Source organism: Bowmanella pacifica (assembly GCF_014645355.1).
Lineage (GTDB): Bacteria > Pseudomonadota > Gammaproteobacteria > Enterobacterales > Alteromonadaceae > Bowmanella > Bowmanella pacifica.
This window is the reverse complement of the sequence record NZ_BMLS01000002.1, coordinates 628,569-645,195: the sequence shown is the minus strand read 5'-3', so window position 1 is coordinate 645,195 and position 16,627 is coordinate 628,569. Positions and strand designations below refer to the sequence as shown.

Genomic DNA, 16,627 nt, shown 5'->3' with positions numbered 1-16,627 from the left:
ACTCTCTGAACAACGGACTCTTCCCTTATATGGCGCTCTTTACCTGTTTTTCAATGGCATCAAACAAGATGCCGGTGATACTGACGGGATAAGCGGCTTCAATTTCTCTGACACAGGTCGGGCTGGTGACATTAATCTCGGTAAGTTTATCGCCGATGATATCCAGTCCAACAAAGAATAGTCCTTTTTCTACCAGCGTGGGGGCAATGGCCTCGGCAATGCGCCGGTCACTGTCGCTGATGGGTTGGGGGCGACCTGTGCCACCAGCGGCTAAATTGCCGCGCGTTTCTCCCTGACTGGGGAGTCGGGCCAGGCAGTAAGGTATGACTTCACCGTTAACCACCAGCACGCGTTTGTCGCCGTCGCTGATACTGGGTAGGTATTCCTGAACCATGCATAAACGCGTACCGTGATTGGTGAGCGTTTCTATTACTACGCCAAGATTGTTGCCGTCTTCTTTGATGCGAAAAATTGAGGCGCCGCCCATGCCGTCCAGGGGTTTACAGATTATGTCTTTGTGTTGCTGGTGGAACTGACGAATTAGCCCTGACTGGCGGGTTACCAGGGTGGCCGGACAATGTTCGGCAAACCAGGCGGCGAAAAGCTTTTCGTTACAGTCGCGTAGACTTTGTGGATTGTTAACCACCAACAGACCTTGCGCTGATGCCAACTCAAACAATTGCGTGGCATACAGAAACTCGCTGTCAAAAGGCGGATCTTTGCGCATCAACAGTACGTCCAGCTCGGCAAGTTCACGATGGGATACTTCACCGAGTTCATACCAATTCGCCGGATCTTCCTGCACCTTAAGTGGGCGCATACTGGCCTTAGCAATACCGTTATCCAGGTACAAATCGGCCATTTCCATATACTGGATCTCGTAGCCACGACGCTGGGCTTCCAGCAACATGGCAAAGCTGGTGTCTTTCTTGATGTTGATAGACGAAATAGGGTCCATCACGATACCGAGTTTCAGGCTCACAGAAATTCCTTGGTTGGCGGGCAGAACGTCTTAAATAGGCATTCTGCCAAGTAATTTCAATAGGACCTACGAACTAATCGCCTTCTCACAAGGATTTGAGTTTTTTCTTCACCGCTTTAGCCAGCTTTTTGTCGGTGCTTATCAGCAATGCCATCGTCAGAACTGTTTTCATATTCATTTCCCTTGAAATTGTGCATGGTATCTTCGCGATAGGTGACCGATAACCAGGGCGCCAATCACACCAGGAGCAACCCAGAATAGCAGTTGCCAGTAACCAGCTCCGGCCAGAAGTTGCCGGGCGCCAAAGGTGATAAAGGCAGTGTAGGCACCTATACCAGAGCCTATCATGGCACCTAAATGTTCGATCCACCACTGACGTGGCGTAATATGCCGGCGAAAGCAGTAGAGCAACATCTGGCCACCAATTATGGCGCCCAACACGCCAAAGATAATATGTAATACTTTGCTGTACCACAGTCCCAGACCCAGTAATGCCAGTCCCCCAATGGTCAGCCCCACAAGCCAGGTCAGATGCATGGGACGTCGCAGTAAGTGGCGATGCTGTTTGACGCGCAGCACCAGCATGCCGTGACGCACACTGGTAAGTGTTAACCAGCTCACATACAGCAAAAATACCGCAAACAGACGAATATTCAGCACGCCCTGGTTTACATCGACAACGCTTTGGTTATTGCCGTGAATGTGCAGGGGAGCCGCTAATACCAATAGGCAAATTAACAAGCCGCTGCCAGCGACCATGTACATGGTATTGGCGTAGTATCGCCCAAATTTGACATGATCCAGGCTACCTTTGCGGGTAAAGGCCGGGATCCAAAACAACAGCAACGCAGCGCTGCCAAGCATGATGTGCAGCATCAACAACAATGAATAAAGTAAACTCATGGCATCTCTCCAGTTACCTCGGATAGCGTAGTGCATTGGCAGTGTGTCCATCAGTGTCAAAGGTCATGAGTTTAAAAATGACTTCTGGCCTATTGGCGAGGGGGAGGTGGGCAGGTAAGTTGTATTCTGAAAGGGGAGATTCAACTATGTTTAAATTGGGGCCTTACCGCTTGAGTGTGGAGACTGTCAGTGCCTTGATAACCTGGGCCATGGTAGCAGGTTCGTCACTGTACTTTATGCAGCAGAGTCTGGGTTGGACACACTGGCGCGTGAGCCTGCTGGCTGGCTTATACCTGGGCTATATAGTGTTGTTCATGCTGGCCACGCGTGAGCAATGTTATCAACGTGAGTGGCAGGTCAGAGTGACACTGCTGAGTATGTTGTTCCTGGTGGTGTTAGCTATCTATTTCATCAGTCCCTACATGTACAACGCTATTTTAATGGTGATTTGGTCGGCATTATTGCCCTATTTCATCTCATTCAGGCGGGCGTTCTTTCTTTCTCCTCTTTGGTCTTCAGCGGCCTATTTTATTGGTGAGTTTTATTGGCAGGAAGAGATGTCTGCGCTAAGTGCGTTGTTGTACTGGACCTTTAATGTGTTCGCCCTGGTGATGGTCAATGTGTCATTGCAGGAGAAAAAAGCCAAGGAGGCAGCAAATCAATTGAACCGTGAGCTAATGGCTACTCAGGCGCTGCTCAGTGAAGCCAACAAACAGGCGGAGCGTACCCGCATTGCGCGCAACATCCATGATTTGCTCGGCCACCATTTAACCGCTTTATCCATCAATTTACAGGTGGCATCACGTAAGGCTGAAGGAGAGGTGAAACAGTCTGTGGAACAATGTCATGCCATCGCCAGCTTGTTACTCAGTGACGTGCGCGAAGCCGTGTCTGAGATTCGCGAGAAGTCGTCGATTCATCTGAAAAGTGCGCTGGAACTGCTAACGCGTGAAGTACCCCGACTTGAGGTGGCCCTGGATTGTCAGGTGGAGCTTGACGATATGGAACAGGCGCATGCTTTGCTCATGTGTGTGCAAGAGAGCCTAACCAACAGCTTACGTCATTCCAGAGCTAATCGCATGCGTATCGACCTTTATCAAAGCGGCAATGCGCTGATGCTGCATATGCAAGACAACGGCGGGGAGCAAAAAAGCTTGCAGCCAGGCAATGGCATCAAGGGCATATGCGAGCGAATTGAGGAACTGGGAGGAAAAGTCGAGTTTATGTTTAATCAGCAGGGGCTTTGCACTTATGCCAGTCTGCCGGTGGCTTCATGAGCATTCGCGTCTTATTGGTTGATGATCAAACCCTGGTCAGAGAGGGGATTAAGAGCTTGTTGTCGCTGTCGGCGAATCTTCAGGTGGTGGGAGAGGCGAGTGACGGCGATCAGGTTTGTCAGGCCGTTGATACTTGTCATCCGGATGTGATCCTGATGGATATCCGTATGCCAAGAATGTCCGGGGTCGATGCCCTGCGGGCTATGCGAAAAGCCGGTTTGTGTTCGCCGGTAATTATGCTGACCACTTTTGATGATCATAAATTGGTGTTGGAAGCGGTGCAGGCCGGGGCCAAGGGCTATCTGTTGAAAGATGTTTCCCTTGAAACCCTGGTGGATGCCATTGAAACCGTGCATGGCGGGCAAACCCTGATTCAGCCTGCGGTGACAGAGAAAATATTGCAAGGACTACAGGGCTTACAGCAACACTTTGAGAGCTACGAAACCCCGGAGCCCTTGACTGAGGCGGAACGTAAAATTCTGCATCTGATGGCGGGGGGATGCAGTAACCGTGAAATTGCCGACGCCCTGTTTAAGTCGCAAGGCACTATTAAGAACCAAGTATCCAGCTTGTTGGCGAAGCTAGGCGTCAGAGACCGCACCCGGGCGGTGTTGAAAGCCATTGAAGCGGGGTTGATTTAAATCCGCCGCAGTTAAAATGGCAGCCCAAACGCCGGCTATCTGATTGGAAAGCAGATATGAAACAGGCTTCCCTGGCCGGGTGAAGATTGGCATTGAATGTTCCCTTGCAACACTTTTTCCACCAGATCCTTACAAATATGCAGTCCTAGTCCACTGCCTCCGGTTTGCCTGGCGGAGGTGAAGAAGGGGTCAAAGATATGGCTGAGGGTTTCCCGGCTCATACCCTTGCCATTGTCTTGGTATTGCAAGTTAAGCTGGCCATTTTGTTGGGTAACGTTCAGGTGTATCTGACCTGGCTGATGTTTATCAAAGGCATGCTGAGCAGAGTTCATTATCAAGTTGACCAGAATCTGACTGATGGCGCCAGGGTAACTGTCTATTTCCAATTCGGGGTTGAGATCCAGGCAGAACTGCAATTTGTGATGCTTGAGCTTGGGTTTCAGCGACAACAGGATTTCGCACACATAACTACTCAGATTAAAAGTACGTACTTCCTGATTGTGTTGATCTAACGAGAGCTGTTTGAACGTGCTGACCAGTTCGGCGCTGCGCTGCAGATTACGTTCTATGATCTGCATGGCTTCTGCCGACTCGGCATAAAAGGCCCTGAGCGCGGAGCGGGTAAGCTGGTTTTGTACAAACAACTGATTGGTCTTGTGCAATTGGCCTCGTAGATGACTGGCCGCTGTTACGGCGACCCCTATCGGCGTGTTTACCTCGTGAGTCAGGCTCGACAGCATGCTACCCAGAGAAGCGAGATTCTCAATTTCCAATAAATGCCGTTGCACCTCTGAGCGCTGAGCCAGTGCTTGGCGCAGCTTTTTATTGGACAGGGTTAATTCTCTGGTACGTTGTTGCACTTGTTGCTCAAGATCGCGTTTAGCTTGATTGAGCTGCTCTGATGCCTGCATTTTCTCGATCACCAGTGAGGCTATACTGGCCTCTATGCGAATCAGCTCAAGATCCTGAGGAGTTGGCTCCCTGACCGTGGAGTAATACATACCGAAGGTACCCAAAATACGGCCATCGGTGGCTAAAATCGGACTTGACCAGCAAGCCCGTAATCCTGCCTTCTGGCATATAGCTTTGTAGGGCGCCCAATTGGGGTGGCTTTGAATATCGGATACAACCACCACCTCGCGAAGATAAGCACAGGCACCGCAAGAGCCGACGGTTGGACCAATCTCAATCCCGTCAACGGCCTGCATATAATCCTTCGGCATACTGGGGCCAACCAGTGAGGACATGGTTTTGCCATTGGGATTCATTAGCATAATGGAACAGCGTAAATCTTCGCTGGCGTCTTCAATCGCACTGACCAGTGCCGTCAGCACCTTATCCAACGGCGCGCCAATTACCCATAGGTTAAAAGCATTGTTGCGGCCCGTTTCTACGGCAGTTTGACAAATGGCGCTCAGATCTCGGCTTTCCAGCTGACTATGCACAGAAGCTAAACTTGGCATGTATTTTTTCCATGATGAAGGCATCGTGTTGGACTGCCAAGCATGCCTGCTGGACATAAAACACTCAACTTTTTTGTTAGCGTCTCAATTTACGGTGTTTACTTTTGCCTTAAGTGGCTTAGAGATCACCAAAACGCCCTTGCAGATTAGCTATGGCTGTTAATGCTGCTGTTTCTGTGCGCAGTACCCGTGGCCCAAGCAGTACAGGCTGAAAGCCCCCTTGCTCGGTAAGGTAAAGTTCCTGTTCGGCAAAGCCGCCTTCAGGGCCAATCAATAATCTCAGTCCCTGAGTTGGCGGCATTAAATCGGCCATGCGTTTTTCTGCCCGTGGATCCAGAGTCAAGCGCAGTTCGTTAGTGGACTGTTGTAGCCATTGAGACAGAGGAGTAACCGGGTGCAGTGTGGGGATAATATTGCGCCCACATTGTTCACAAGCGCTTTGGATGATTTTCTGCCATTGCTGGTGTTTTTTCTGCCAGCGCTGCTCATCCAGTCGCACTACGCAGCGCTCGGTGATTAAGGGAGTGATCTCCGTCACGCCGAGTTCCACGGATTTTTGTAGCACAAAGTCCATGCGTTCGCCTTTGGATATGCCCTGGCCTAAGTGAATTCGTAATGGCGACTCGCAGCTCATCTGTAACTTGGCATCTACTTGCACCCAAACGCTACGTTTCTCCACCTTGTGCAGGGTGGCGGGGTATTCGTTACCGTCACCGTTGAATAAGACCAGCGGGTGGCCTTCACGTAATCTGAGTACGTTACCCACATGATTAGCGGCGTCTTTATCTAATTCTACTGTTTGCTCAACAGCTAGCAGCCCTGAGCAGAATATTCTTGGAATTTGCATGGATTTTGTGGGGCAGTTTATGACATCAGGTTGGCTAGTCTAAGGCAAAGTCCGGCGCTATGCACCTTGTCAGACATGCTTGAGGCTGGCGATTTGCGTTTGCTGAGACATACTTATCACTTATCTTAATGCACGGAGTGAATGGCATGACAAACCCGGTTGGATGGTTTGAGATTTATGTGCAAGATCTGCAGCGGGCAAAGGAGTTCTATGAGTCGGTGTTGGCACTGTCACTGGAGAAACTACCTGTTGCGGAGTTTGAAATGTGGGCCTTCCCCAGTGAAATGACGCAATACGGTGCTGCTGGAGCCTTGGTTTGTATGCCTGGCGTGGCATCTGGAGGCAACAGTACGCTCGTGTATTTCAGTTGCCAGGACTGTGCGACTGAGGAAAGCAGGGTGGTGCAAGCCGGTGGGCAAGTGCAGCGCAGTAAAATGTCTATTGGCCAGTATGGCTTTATCAGTTTGGTGTTGGATCCAGATGGCAATATGATTGGATTGCACTCCTTGCAATAACTTAGTTAACGGGCGTCGGCCGGTGTGTACAGGCTGGCACCCGTTATAAAAACAGCTACTCAATGTCAAAGCTGTAGTACAAATCCATAGAGCGCTCCAGGCTGCTGACCGCTTCGAGCCATAATTGGTTGAGCAGATAGAAGCGCACGGTTATCTGGGTAACAGGTTCTAAGATTCCCACGCCATATTTCAGGTAAATTCGCTCGCCGATGTAACCGCTGACGGTGGCCAGGCTGTCGCCGCTGGCGGCGTCTGTTTCGGTATCCAGGGTGATATCGCTGACCAGCGGAATATCATTTAGCGCATCGGTCAGACCACTTGCTCCTGTGATGCCGATACCCTGATTGGCTGCCATTAACAGTGCCATAGAACGGCCATCCGACTCGCCGCTGGTGCCAGGCGGCTTACCACGCAAGATGTAGGATAAAATGGCACTTTGCTCCATATTTGGATTAGAAAATAGCGCCACTTGTAATCCATTGACCGGGCCTGTTACCTCAATGCCGGCTTCCACGCCAGTGCCCTTGAGGGGACGAATGGCTTGTAATTGCACGGTTGGGTTGCTGGCTTGCCCTAGAAATTGCAGACGTCCGGATTTTACTTCCAGATTTTGTCCATAGGCCTTATATACGCCTTCCGTGAAGGTTAGGGCGCCAAAAACTTCCAGTGGTTCTGGGCTTATCTGTCTGGCGGTCAGGCTACCGTCAATTTTGCCATTAAAACCGAAACCGCTAATAGCGAAGGGGTCGACCAGTTCGATGTCTAGCTGAAGGTTGATAGGTAGAGGATTTTTTTGCTGTGTGTCGAGTTGATTTACCAGACGCATGTCCTCGGACACATTCACCGCCGAAGCTGGTAGTTCCTGTAAGCTAAAGCGGCCGCTGTCAACATTGACCTGGCCGTTGAGCTGCAAGCCTTGTTCAAAACGAATATCCAGATTTGGGCTGATACTGGCCTGCAATTCGGGTAAAGCCTGTAACTGTAGTCCTTGACCTTCAAGGCGAGCCTGCATGCTCAATGCCTTTTGCCAATCCTTTTGAGTGTGATCCCAGTCGGTACTACCAGACAAGCGGGCTTCACCTGTGCCCATGCTGAAGCGACCATCAAAGTTTAAGCGGGTTTCATCAAAGCGTGCCAGTAAGTCCAGTTTATCCACGGCCGTTTGGGTACCGGCAACCACTATCGCCGCGTCTTGCAACTGCACTTCGCCGCTAACACGAGGGGCGTTTAGTTTCCCATCCACTTGGATATTGGCCGATAACTGACCATCCAGTTTACTCAGTTGCGGAACCAGATTGATGAACCCGGCCAAGGGGAGCGGAGCCAAATGCAAATTAGCACTCAGGTCGGCGTCGGCCTTATTACCTACTTTGCCATCCAACTTGAGCAGGTCTTGTCCTGACGGTGCAAGTAACTGACCTTGCAGTTGCAAACTGCCGTCATCCAGGGAGTGCAGATTAAATTCACCGCCTTGCCAGGTAAGCAGCGGTAACGGCTCCCCTTCCCATTGTTGTTGCAGATGCCCGGCACTGGAATTAAGCGAGACCTGCAGTTGCATCGGCCCTTGCTGAGGAAACTGAATGTTGGCGTCTAATGTGGCAGTTCCCGACAATTGTTGCGCCGTTAACTTTCCTTCGCTCCAGCGCCCGTAATCCACATCAATACCGAGAACAACAGATTGCTGTCCAGGCAAGGTCAGAGGCTGTTTTAAGCACAAGTGACTGAATTTTCCGTTCCAACAATGGGCTGACAGGCCAAACTGACCGTCCGCCAACTGCAATTCTACGGGTTTAGATAATTGCCAGTGTTCACCGAATATCTGGCTGTCAGCCTGCAACAGTTTGCCGTGCCAATTTTGCTGAGCGAGGTCGGCACTGCCATGCATCAACAACTCAGCGGTCAGATCACCAGCCAGCGACATTTGCAGTTGATGTGAGGTTTCATTACCACTGAGTGTCAATTGGCCGTGGAAGTGTTGCTCGTTGCTTAACACCACATTCGGAAAGCTAACAAAGAGTTCGGTGGCGTGTTGTGCCAGCGGCTGGTAGTCGGCTTGAATGCGCAGGTCCTGCAATGACAGGCTGTCCATATGTAATTGCTTGATGTTGCCGTCTAGCTTCAGCCGGGGGTGGGTCAACTCACCGCTTACCTGAATGTCAGCCTCTACCTGACCTTGCGCATTAATAGGCAGAGCGGATAAATCATCACTATACAATTTGCCCTGCAATTGCCAGCTTTGGTCAGCGAGCCCGGTTATTTTCAGGGTGCTGTTGAAGGCTTCCATACGTAGGTCAAGATGACTAACCTGTAACTGTTCTGCCTGGCTGACGTCGGCGCTGGCTGAGATCCTTAGGGGCATGCCATTAAGGTTGCCGAAAAGCTGCGTGTCGTGCAGTTGCATCCCCCAGCCTTTGTCAGACCATTGCCCCTGGTGCTGCAATTGACCTTGAATGGCACCAACCATAGGGAGCAATGGACTATCCAGTTGCAAATGATCTATCTGTCCGCTTATTTGCCACTGCAGGGTTTGTTCGTAGTTAAGGGCTCCGTTCAGCAGCATAGCGGAGGCGCTGCTATCGTCGCTGAACGCCAGTTGCAATTTATCCAGGTGACCAGGACTGTGCTGGGCGGTCAGATGCAGAGTGGCGGGTTGTGTGTTACCAAATCCCAAACCTTTGAACGCAAAATCCAGCTCGGCCTGCTGGCTGTTCAGATCACCTTGTGCTGTGATATTGAGCATGCCGGGACTCAGCGCGGCCTGCTCTGGCAGTGCCAAGAGCGGTGCTAAGGGCGCAGTATTGACTTCCATCGAGGCCGAGAAAGGCAAAGTATTGCGGGTGATATCTGCTTGAGCACGTAGCATCAGTGCTAACTGGGCTGGTTCTGATAACCGCAGCAACAACTGATTCATCGGGCCGGATAGATGAATATCAAAAGGTTTCTCAGCAAGTGGATGGGGCAGTATGTCTGCGCCCGCTAATACCTTGGCTTCCACATTCAACTGATAGGGGGGCTTGAGTACGGCTTGACCACGCAAATCCAGGGAGCCCAGCTGTTTGCTTTGTACTTCCAGTCTGTCGATAGCAAACTCTTTGCCCAACCACTGCATTTGTAACATGGCATGCTGAACGTCTATGGGCTGCCCACCTTGGATCACTTTCAGGTCTTCAAGCTGTATATCTTTGAGACGCATATTCACCGGAGCGGGCATGTCCGGCAGGCTTTCCAGCGGCCAGGGGCCACTTGCTTGTTGTGCAGGCTTCTCTTCATCCAAAGTGAGTTGCAGTCCCTTTACATGCAGGCCGTTCAGTGTAAATAACTGGTTTTTCAGCTCTGCTTGCAAGTTCAGGCTGTTTAAGGCGATGTCTAGCCCTGACAGTGTGAGCTGACTGTCGAGCATGGTTAGCTGCTGAATCCGTGAGGTTGGCAACCAATCGGGCAAGGCTATCGCAGTGGGCGCTTGTGAGGCAGCCGATGTTTGCGTTTGAACCGCACTGTCGGTGCTCTCTATCGCAATACGTAAGCCACTTGTTTTAAGTTGTTGTATCACAATATGAGGGAGCAACAGGGCACGCGCAGAGATGTCCAGCTCAATGCTATTGGCACTGATGTGCAATCCTGTCTGCTGATAGCTGAGATCAGACAATTGCAGGCCATATAATAAGCTACCCTGATGGCGGCCGCTTTGTAGACCGGCTACATGCTGTTGCGCCTGACCTAACAACCAACCGGTGCCAGAATTTGTTCCTGCCAGCCAATAGATCGCACTTAGTATTAGGCTCAGTAGTATGGCAAGGCTGAGTAACAACCGGCGCAGCCACTTCTTGTAGGAAAATCTGCGGGCCATTATAACTCTGCCCCCATGCTGATATGGATGCGCCAAGGCGGGTTGTCCTCGCTGATCCCATATGCCAGCTCAATTCTTACCGCCCCAACGGGTGATAACCAATGAAGCCCGGTACCAACAGATTGGACAGGCTTGAAATGGTGGCGATTGAAGGCGTTTCCGGCATCGGTAAAAATGGCCATGCGCCAATCAGGGGATAAATAATACTGATATTCAACCGACCCTACAGCGAGCATCTTGCCACCTACTACTTTGGTTTGCAGGCCTTCACTGGTTTGCACTTCAGCGGTCGGTCCCAGACTGTTGTAATCGAAACCCCGGATACTTTGGTCTCCACCGGCAAAAAAGCGCAGTGAGGGGGCTAAGTCTTCTACCGAATCAATACCGGTAATATTGACGCCGGCCTGTCCTTTTAACACCAAGCGATGATCGCCAAAGCGGGACAACCACTTCCAGAACCCTGTGAATCTTACCAGTCGTCCGTCCGACCCCAGCGCTTTGTCCGTAGCTTCAACCTGATAGGTTTGCATAAAGCCTTCTTCGGGATCGCGAATCGGGCCGTGGCGCTTGGTGCGGGACAAGGTTAAGCCGGGTAAAAGATAGCTGGCTTGAAAATCCAGTCCATCAAGGCGCCATGATTCATCCAACCAACGGGTTTGTGCCGCCCAAACCCATTTGTGTTTGGTGGATTGGCTAATCACTGCTGCATGTCGCAGGGTACTGGAGAGATCGCCATAGTCATTCTGTTCCAGACCCAGCATAAGTTGATAGGTTTGGGTTAAAGGGTCTTCACCGGGTATCTGATACAGAAAATTGACATAGGGATTCACCGCCGAGTAACGCACAGTGGTTTCCTGGCTATGACCCCAACGGTTGATTCTGGGAGTGCGCCAATTGAACTGTGCCCGGGTGCCGGTATCTGTGACATAGCCTAGACCGACCTTAAAGCTATGGGAGGGGGCATCGCGCAGGGCTACCTTTACGGGAACTTGCTGTTGCTCAATATGATCTAAGTTTGGGGTGACCAAAACATCGGCAAAGTAGCCGGAGCGACGTAATGACGATTCCAGAGCACTGAGATGACTGCTTTGGTAGTACTCACCTGGGGTGAGTGGTGACAAACGCGCTAGTAACTCTGGGGCGACATCTGAACCTAAGTACTGGACTTCCCCCAAGCGATGCCTCAGACCGGCGTCATAGCGTAAATGCACTTCGGCTTGCTGTCGTGCGGCGTCAATCAGTAACTCGTGATGTTGCCACTTCCCGGCCAGATAACCGTTACTGCGCGCATAGTTTTGTATCTGGCTTTTCCAGCTTTCGTATTGGCCATGATTGAGCACCGCCCCCTGATGTGTGTTGATTTCATCGATAAAAGATTGAAACTTCGGATCATGCTCAGCATCGCCCGATGCGTGAATATCCATCACGCTGATATGTGTAGGGGGGCCGGCTTTTACCTTGATAACCAGTTGGATTGGGCTTTGTTCACGCAGCACTTCAGCGCTGATGTCCGCATTGTTGTATCCCAGAGCGACCATGGCGGTGATGGCACGCTCGCGCGCTTTGGCAATGTAGCTGTTGATCTGACCGGGTGCCTGGGGTGGGGTACCCAAATGGGCAATAATGTTCTGCTGTTGGCTTTCTGATGCCCCTTGTATCTCCACAGACAACAGCTCATCGGCACGAGAATGTACACTGACTAGCAAGGTCGAAATACTAAATAAAGCTGCTAACAGGGCGTGCAGAAAAGGAATGGATAGCCGGAAATGCAACACAAAAATACTCAAAATCTTCTACCTGAACCACGTTTGCCAAACACCAATCTGTTTGTGTGCATCATTTCAAAGATTGCTGATAACGTGCAAAGTATCAGCAATTGTCGATTAAACTTTAGTCGGTATTTAGCCGCGAGGCATTGACATTTCAATCAATCCTCTTGAAAAAGGCATAAGGGAATCAGGAGATTAGCATGGCTCAGCCTTTAATCCGCGCCTTTGTTTGTACCGTACTGTTTGTGATTGCCCAGATTATCTTGTTACTGATGGGCAGTCAGGATTATATCGTGATTACCGTGACCGCGGTGATTTTCTTTTGTTGCCTGTACTGGATGGGGCACCGCGCTGCGAACAAGTTGCAAGCGACCGTTGAAACGAAAAAAAACAACATATTGCCTGAGGCCGACAACGTCATTGTTGCTACCTCTAAGATGGCCATAGGTGCCGCAGATGTGTCTTATTGCATTGATGGTTTAATCCGGGAGTTGGGTAAAAGTGTCGAGGACAGCCAGCAGATTGGCAGGGCCACCGACGAACAAAATCAGGTCAGCCTGGCGTTAAACGAATCACTGGAGCAGGTAGGCAACACTTATCATCAAACCGATGAGGCGAGTCGCCATGCCCATCAGCAGTTACAAGAAAACGCCGAGCGTATTGAGAGACTGGTGGTTTCTATTTCTGAAGCGGTGACAAAGCTTCAGCAACTACGTGACAGTGCTGATGATATTCAGCGTATTACCGATGTTATTAATCAGGTGGCCGAACAGACTAATTTACTGGCCTTGAATGCTGCTATTGAGGCGGCTAGGGCTGGGGAGCAGGGGCGCGGCTTTGCAGTAGTTGCCGACGAAGTCAGGGCTTTGGCTGGCAAGACCGCGGTGGCAACTGAGGATATTGCCAAAATGCTGGGCACAGTGCACCAGCAGAGTATGCAGACCAGTGCGCTAATGCAGGATATTGAAACATCAGGCTATCAGGTTAAGGATGAGTTGCAGAGCCTATGCAGTGGGTTTGCACAGATCAGCCAGGAGGTTAGCGGTGTTTCGGTCAATATCAGCCAAATGGTCAGCGCCAGTGCTAACTTGACCGCTAGCAGCGAAGATATTCGTGCCGCCATTGCCAGTATCAGTGGTGGGCTGAGTACCATAGAGGCGAATGGTTTAACTGTGGCTGAGCAAGCCACGCATTTATCGGAGCAGACGGAGAGCATTTTCAGGGATTTGGCGGAGTATGCTCAGGAGAGCTTCTACTTACCCATATTCCGTCAGGCACAGCAGGCAGCGGCAGAAATTGCCGGGCTTTTTGAGCAGGCGTTGGCGCAGGGAACGCTGACCGACAGTCAGGTGTTTGACCAAAATTATCAGCCCATTGCAGGCACTAACCCGGTCAAGTATCACACGCGCTACGATAAATTCACCGATCAGCATTTTCCCGCTATCCAGGAACCTATCTTGACCCGGATTAAAGGAGCGCTATACGCGGGGGCCGTGGATGTAAATGGTTATTTCCCTACCCACAATCATCGTTACAGTCAGCCGCTAAGTGGCGACTATGCCAAGGATCTGGTCAACAACCGAACCAAGCGCCTGTTTGATGATCGCACCGGGCGGCGCTGTGGCGCCAATACCGACGTTTTATTGTTGCAAACCTACAAGCGTGACACTGGCGAAGTAATGCATGACTTGTCGGTGCCCATCCGGGTTCGGGGGCGTCATTGGGGAGGATTCCGAATCGGCTTTAAACCCTGAATAACAGGCACGACAGGCTGCAACAACGTGATAGAATACTGCACTGTTAGCGAGTATTTGCACTATGCTAGCTGACACGTGTTACTGAAACACAAGTAGGACCGCCTGGAAGTTTGGCGTGACAACAATAAGTTCAAATCGCTTTTTTATGGAGAGCATCCATGTTTCAACCCGAAAAAATGACCGAAATGGTCGACACCTATGTCATTCCGTGGGGCATCAATATTGCCCTGGCATTACTGATTTTTATCGTCGGCCGTATTGTCGTCGGTATCCTGATTGGCCTGTTTGGCAAGGTAATGGCGCGTTCTAAGTATGACAACATGCTGGTGGACTTTGTTAAGTCCATCTTGAATGCGATCCTGATGCTCTTTGTGGTGGTGGCATCCTTGGATCAATTAGGGGTTGATACAACCTCATTAGTTGCTTTGCTGGGTGCGGCAGGCCTGGCCATTGGTTTGTCGATGAAAGACTCGCTGGCCAACTTTGCGGCTGGTGTCATGCTGTTGATATTCCGTCCATTTAAAGCGGGCGATTATGTTGAGGCCGGCGGTACAGCGGGCTCCGTGAAAAATATCGGTATTTTTACCAGTACTTTCAACACCCCAGACAACAAAATGGTGATTGTACCTAACGGTGCCATTTACAGCGGCAATATCACTAACTTCTCGGCCATGGAAACCCGCCGCGTAGATATGGTGGTAGGTATTGCCTATGGCAGCGATTTACGCAAGGCCAAGCAAATCCTGACCGAAATGCTGGCAGCCGATGCGCGTATTTTAAAAGATCCTGCCCCGCAAGTCGCGGTTGCCGAACTGGCGGACAGCAGCGTGAACTTCGTTGTGCGTCCCTGGGTCAAGTCTGCAGACTTCTGGGCGGTGAAATTCGATCTGACCGAAGCCATTAAGCTGCGTTTCGACGAAGAAAATATCGGTATTCCATTCCCACAAATGGACGTGCATTTGCACAAGCAGGACTAAATAGTGTTTTACCGATATGGACAGTGTTACTGCCATATCCTGTGAAGCATATTAAAACCTGAATAAAGAAAGCCGCATGTAGTGCGGCTTTCTTATTTCTCGCTCAGGTTAATGCTTTCTCGCGTTTAGCTCGGCGGTGATGGCGCTCTGTTTTGACATCATGGTCAGCCGTTCAGACTCCAGGTTTGTGCGCTGCCGCGCACTCTGCACAAGATCATCATTGCCTGTATATCGACAGAAAAGACAGCAATATTCAGGGTACTGATAGCCTGCATTTTGCAAGGACTGGATCACATTTTTAAGATGAATAGAGCGTTCCCCAAACCACTTGGTACGGACCTTTAATACATCGAACTGGTCGTTGAGTTTGGGTTCCAGAGCCGATTTTTTTGGGTCGTGTTCAAAGCGGGATAGCTCGTAGTTTTTACACTTTACCAGCGGCGTATCTATGGTTTGTACTGCGCCACGCATAGCTCTAGCCAGATTGGCCGTCAAACTGAAGTTTTCATTCGAATAGAAGCTGATAGCGGCAGCGTTAATTTCACTTCTTAACACCCAACCATCATCGGCCTGCCATCCACCATGTGTACTGATAATAAGCTTTCTGCCTGCGGAATTCGCCAGTACATTTCTACCGTCGTTGGTGTAAATTGCCAACGTGCTGCTCACTTTTACCTTAGCCACAATCAATTCCCTTATCCATTTGCAGCGAACAAGATAAAAATATAGACGAGGATAAAGCACAGGACTGCGCTATTTAGCGCATTATTTGATTCGTGGGTAGACCGCCCAAGCGGGCGGCCGGGTATCAGCTTATTGGCAGCGAGGGCGATTAGGACTGGCTTGAAAATCCTTATTAGCGGCCGGCAAGTTTTGGCTTAACAACTGAATGCGGGTTTGTGGGGCCGGGTGAGTAGATAGCAACTCTGGCTGGCGTTCACCACCACTGGCTTTTTCCATGTTCTCCCATAGTTTGACTGATTCGGCGGGGTCAAAACCCGCTCTGGCCATCAGTTGCAAGCCGATAAGATCGGCTTCCGATTCGTGGGTGCGGCTAAAGGGTAACTGAATGCCCACCTGCGTGGCCAACCCCAAGCCTGCCATAATCATATTGCTTTGTCCCACCTGCTTGGCTTGTAAGATCTGATTGGTGGCTTCCATACCCAAGCCTATTACGGCACTGTTAGACATTCGCTCGTTACCATGCTCGGCAATCACATGGCCTACCTCATGGCCGATAACGGCGGCAAGCTGGTTTTGGTTTTTGGCAACTTTTAGCAGGCCGGTATACACACCAATTTTGCCTCCAGGGAGCGCAAAGGCGTTAACCTGATCATCCTCGAACACGACGACTTCCCACTGACCGCTAAATACGCCGTCTGGTACTTGATGCACTATGTTTTCAGCAACACACTTTACATAGCGGTTATCTACTTGTTTCGCCGAGACTTTTTGTTCGCTCTTCATACTGTCGAATGCCTGGCTACCCATTTCCGACAGCTGGCTGGAGGAGTAGAGTTTCAACTGACTGCGGCCGGTGGGGGATTTAGCGCAGGACGCCAGTAAAGCCGCAATGCAGATTGCCAGAGTGATATGCTTGAGTTTCATCCGTTTTCTCTTGATGATGGAATGCCTGTGGCTATTTTTGC

At 50.5% G+C, this 16,627-nt stretch carries 13 protein-coding genes; 5 read left to right on the top strand and 8 right to left on the bottom strand.

Annotated elements, in window-relative coordinates; all coding sequences use genetic code 11:
- Positions 1-25: 25 nt before the first annotated feature.
- Complete coding sequence (gene gshB, locus IEX02_RS08980; RefSeq protein ID WP_188693451.1) at positions 26-982, bottom strand: glutathione synthase; 957 nt, start codon at positions 980-982, stop codon at positions 26-28.
- 174 nt (positions 983-1,156) lie between these two features.
- Positions 1,157-1,885 (bottom strand): hypothetical protein, encoded by a 729-nt coding sequence (locus tag IEX02_RS08975; RefSeq protein ID WP_188693448.1) that lies wholly within the window; start codon positions 1,883-1,885, stop codon positions 1,157-1,159.
- Between the two features lie 146 nt (positions 1,886-2,031).
- Between IEX02_RS08975 and IEX02_RS08970 the strand changes: the two genes are divergently transcribed.
- Positions 2,032-3,162: a sensor histidine kinase gene (locus tag IEX02_RS08970; RefSeq protein WP_188693445.1), complete on the top strand. Its 1,131-nt coding sequence runs from the start codon at positions 2,032-2,034 to the stop codon at positions 3,160-3,162.
- The gene (locus IEX02_RS08965) at positions 3,159-3,803 is read left to right on the top strand and encodes a response regulator (RefSeq protein ID WP_188693443.1); all 645 of its coding nucleotides are present in this window, start codon (positions 3,159-3,161) and stop codon (positions 3,801-3,803) included. Before IEX02_RS08970 ends, IEX02_RS08965 begins: the two co-directional genes overlap by 4 nt.
- Positions 3,804-3,838: 35 nt before the next feature.
- Here IEX02_RS08965 and IEX02_RS08960 read toward each other — a convergent pair whose 3' ends face one another.
- Both IEX02_RS08960 and IEX02_RS08955 read right to left on the bottom strand, forming a co-directional pair.
- Entirely contained in the window at positions 3,839-5,266 is a 1,428-nt protein-coding gene (locus IEX02_RS08960) for a sensor histidine kinase (RefSeq protein WP_188693440.1), read from the bottom strand.
- Positions 5,267-5,384: 118 nt separating this feature from the next.
- On the bottom strand, positions 5,385-6,113 hold the full coding sequence (locus IEX02_RS08955; protein ID WP_188693438.1) for a 16S rRNA (uracil(1498)-N(3))-methyltransferase: 729 nt from the start codon (positions 6,111-6,113) through the stop codon (positions 5,385-5,387).
- A gap of 146 nt (positions 6,114-6,259) precedes the next feature.
- Between IEX02_RS08955 and IEX02_RS08950 the strand changes: the two genes are divergently transcribed.
- The gene (locus IEX02_RS08950) at positions 6,260-6,628 is read left to right on the top strand and encodes a VOC family protein (protein WP_188693436.1); all 369 of its coding nucleotides are present in this window, start codon (positions 6,260-6,262) and stop codon (positions 6,626-6,628) included.
- A gap of 55 nt (positions 6,629-6,683) precedes the next feature.
- Here IEX02_RS08950 and IEX02_RS08945 read toward each other — a convergent pair whose 3' ends face one another.
- Positions 6,684-10,475 carry a translocation/assembly module TamB domain-containing protein gene (locus IEX02_RS08945; RefSeq protein WP_188693433.1) on the bottom strand — a complete coding sequence of 1,264 codons (3,792 nt, stop codon included), beginning with the start codon at positions 10,473-10,475 and terminating at the stop codon, positions 6,684-6,686.
- Positions 10,475-12,262, bottom strand: a complete 1,788-nt coding sequence (locus IEX02_RS08940) for an autotransporter assembly complex protein TamA (RefSeq protein WP_188693429.1) — start codon at positions 12,260-12,262, stop codon at positions 10,475-10,477. The genes IEX02_RS08945 and IEX02_RS08940 overlap by 1 nt, the downstream gene beginning before the upstream one ends.
- 182 nt (positions 12,263-12,444) lie before the next feature.
- Between IEX02_RS08940 and IEX02_RS08935 the strand changes: the two genes are divergently transcribed.
- Together IEX02_RS08935 and IEX02_RS08930 are read left to right on the top strand one after the other, a co-directional pair.
- Complete coding sequence (locus tag IEX02_RS08935) at positions 12,445-13,998, top strand: methyl-accepting chemotaxis protein (protein WP_188693426.1); 1,554 nt, start codon at positions 12,445-12,447, stop codon at positions 13,996-13,998.
- A 161-nt stretch (positions 13,999-14,159) separates the two neighbouring features.
- Positions 14,160-14,978, top strand: a complete 819-nt coding sequence (locus IEX02_RS08930; RefSeq protein WP_188693425.1) for a mechanosensitive ion channel family protein — start codon at positions 14,160-14,162, stop codon at positions 14,976-14,978.
- A gap of 108 nt (positions 14,979-15,086) precedes the next feature.
- Here IEX02_RS08930 and IEX02_RS08925 read toward each other — a convergent pair whose 3' ends face one another.
- On the bottom strand, positions 15,087-15,662 hold the full coding sequence (locus IEX02_RS08925; RefSeq protein WP_188693423.1) for a putative adhesin: 576 nt from the start codon (positions 15,660-15,662) through the stop codon (positions 15,087-15,089).
- Positions 15,663-15,791: 129 nt separating this feature from the next.
- Positions 15,792-16,586: a M48 family metallopeptidase gene (locus IEX02_RS08920; RefSeq protein ID WP_188693419.1), complete on the bottom strand. Its 795-nt coding sequence runs from the start codon at positions 16,584-16,586 to the stop codon at positions 15,792-15,794.
- Between the last annotated feature and the right edge of the window lie 41 nt (positions 16,587-16,627).

Coding starts and splice junctions, on each gene's coding strand:
- IEX02_RS08975 (WP_188693448.1), bottom strand. CDS start 1,885: ATGAGTTTACTTTATTCATTGTTGTTGATGCTGCACATCATGCTTGGC.
- IEX02_RS08970 (WP_188693445.1), top strand. CDS start 2,032: ATGTTTAAATTGGGGCCTTACCGCTTGAGTGTGGAGACTGTCAGTGCC.
- IEX02_RS08965 (WP_188693443.1), top strand. CDS start 3,159: ATGAGCATTCGCGTCTTATTGGTTGATGATCAAACCCTGGTCAGAGAG.
- IEX02_RS08960 (WP_188693440.1), bottom strand. CDS start 5,266: ATGCCAAGTTTAGCTTCTGTGCATAGTCAGCTGGAAAGCCGAGATCTG.
- IEX02_RS08955 (WP_188693438.1), bottom strand. CDS start 6,113: ATGCAAATTCCAAGAATATTCTGCTCAGGGCTGCTAGCTGTTGAGCAA.
- IEX02_RS08950 (WP_188693436.1), top strand. CDS start 6,260: ATGACAAACCCGGTTGGATGGTTTGAGATTTATGTGCAAGATCTGCAG.
- IEX02_RS08945 (WP_188693433.1), bottom strand. CDS start 10,475: ATGGCCCGCAGATTTTCCTACAAGAAGTGGCTGCGCCGGTTGTTACTC.
- IEX02_RS08935 (WP_188693426.1), top strand. CDS start 12,445: ATGGCTCAGCCTTTAATCCGCGCCTTTGTTTGTACCGTACTGTTTGTG.
- IEX02_RS08930 (WP_188693425.1), top strand. CDS start 14,160: ATGTTTCAACCCGAAAAAATGACCGAAATGGTCGACACCTATGTCATT.
- IEX02_RS08920 (WP_188693419.1), bottom strand. CDS start 16,586: ATGAAACTCAAGCATATCACTCTGGCAATCTGCATTGCGGCTTTACTG.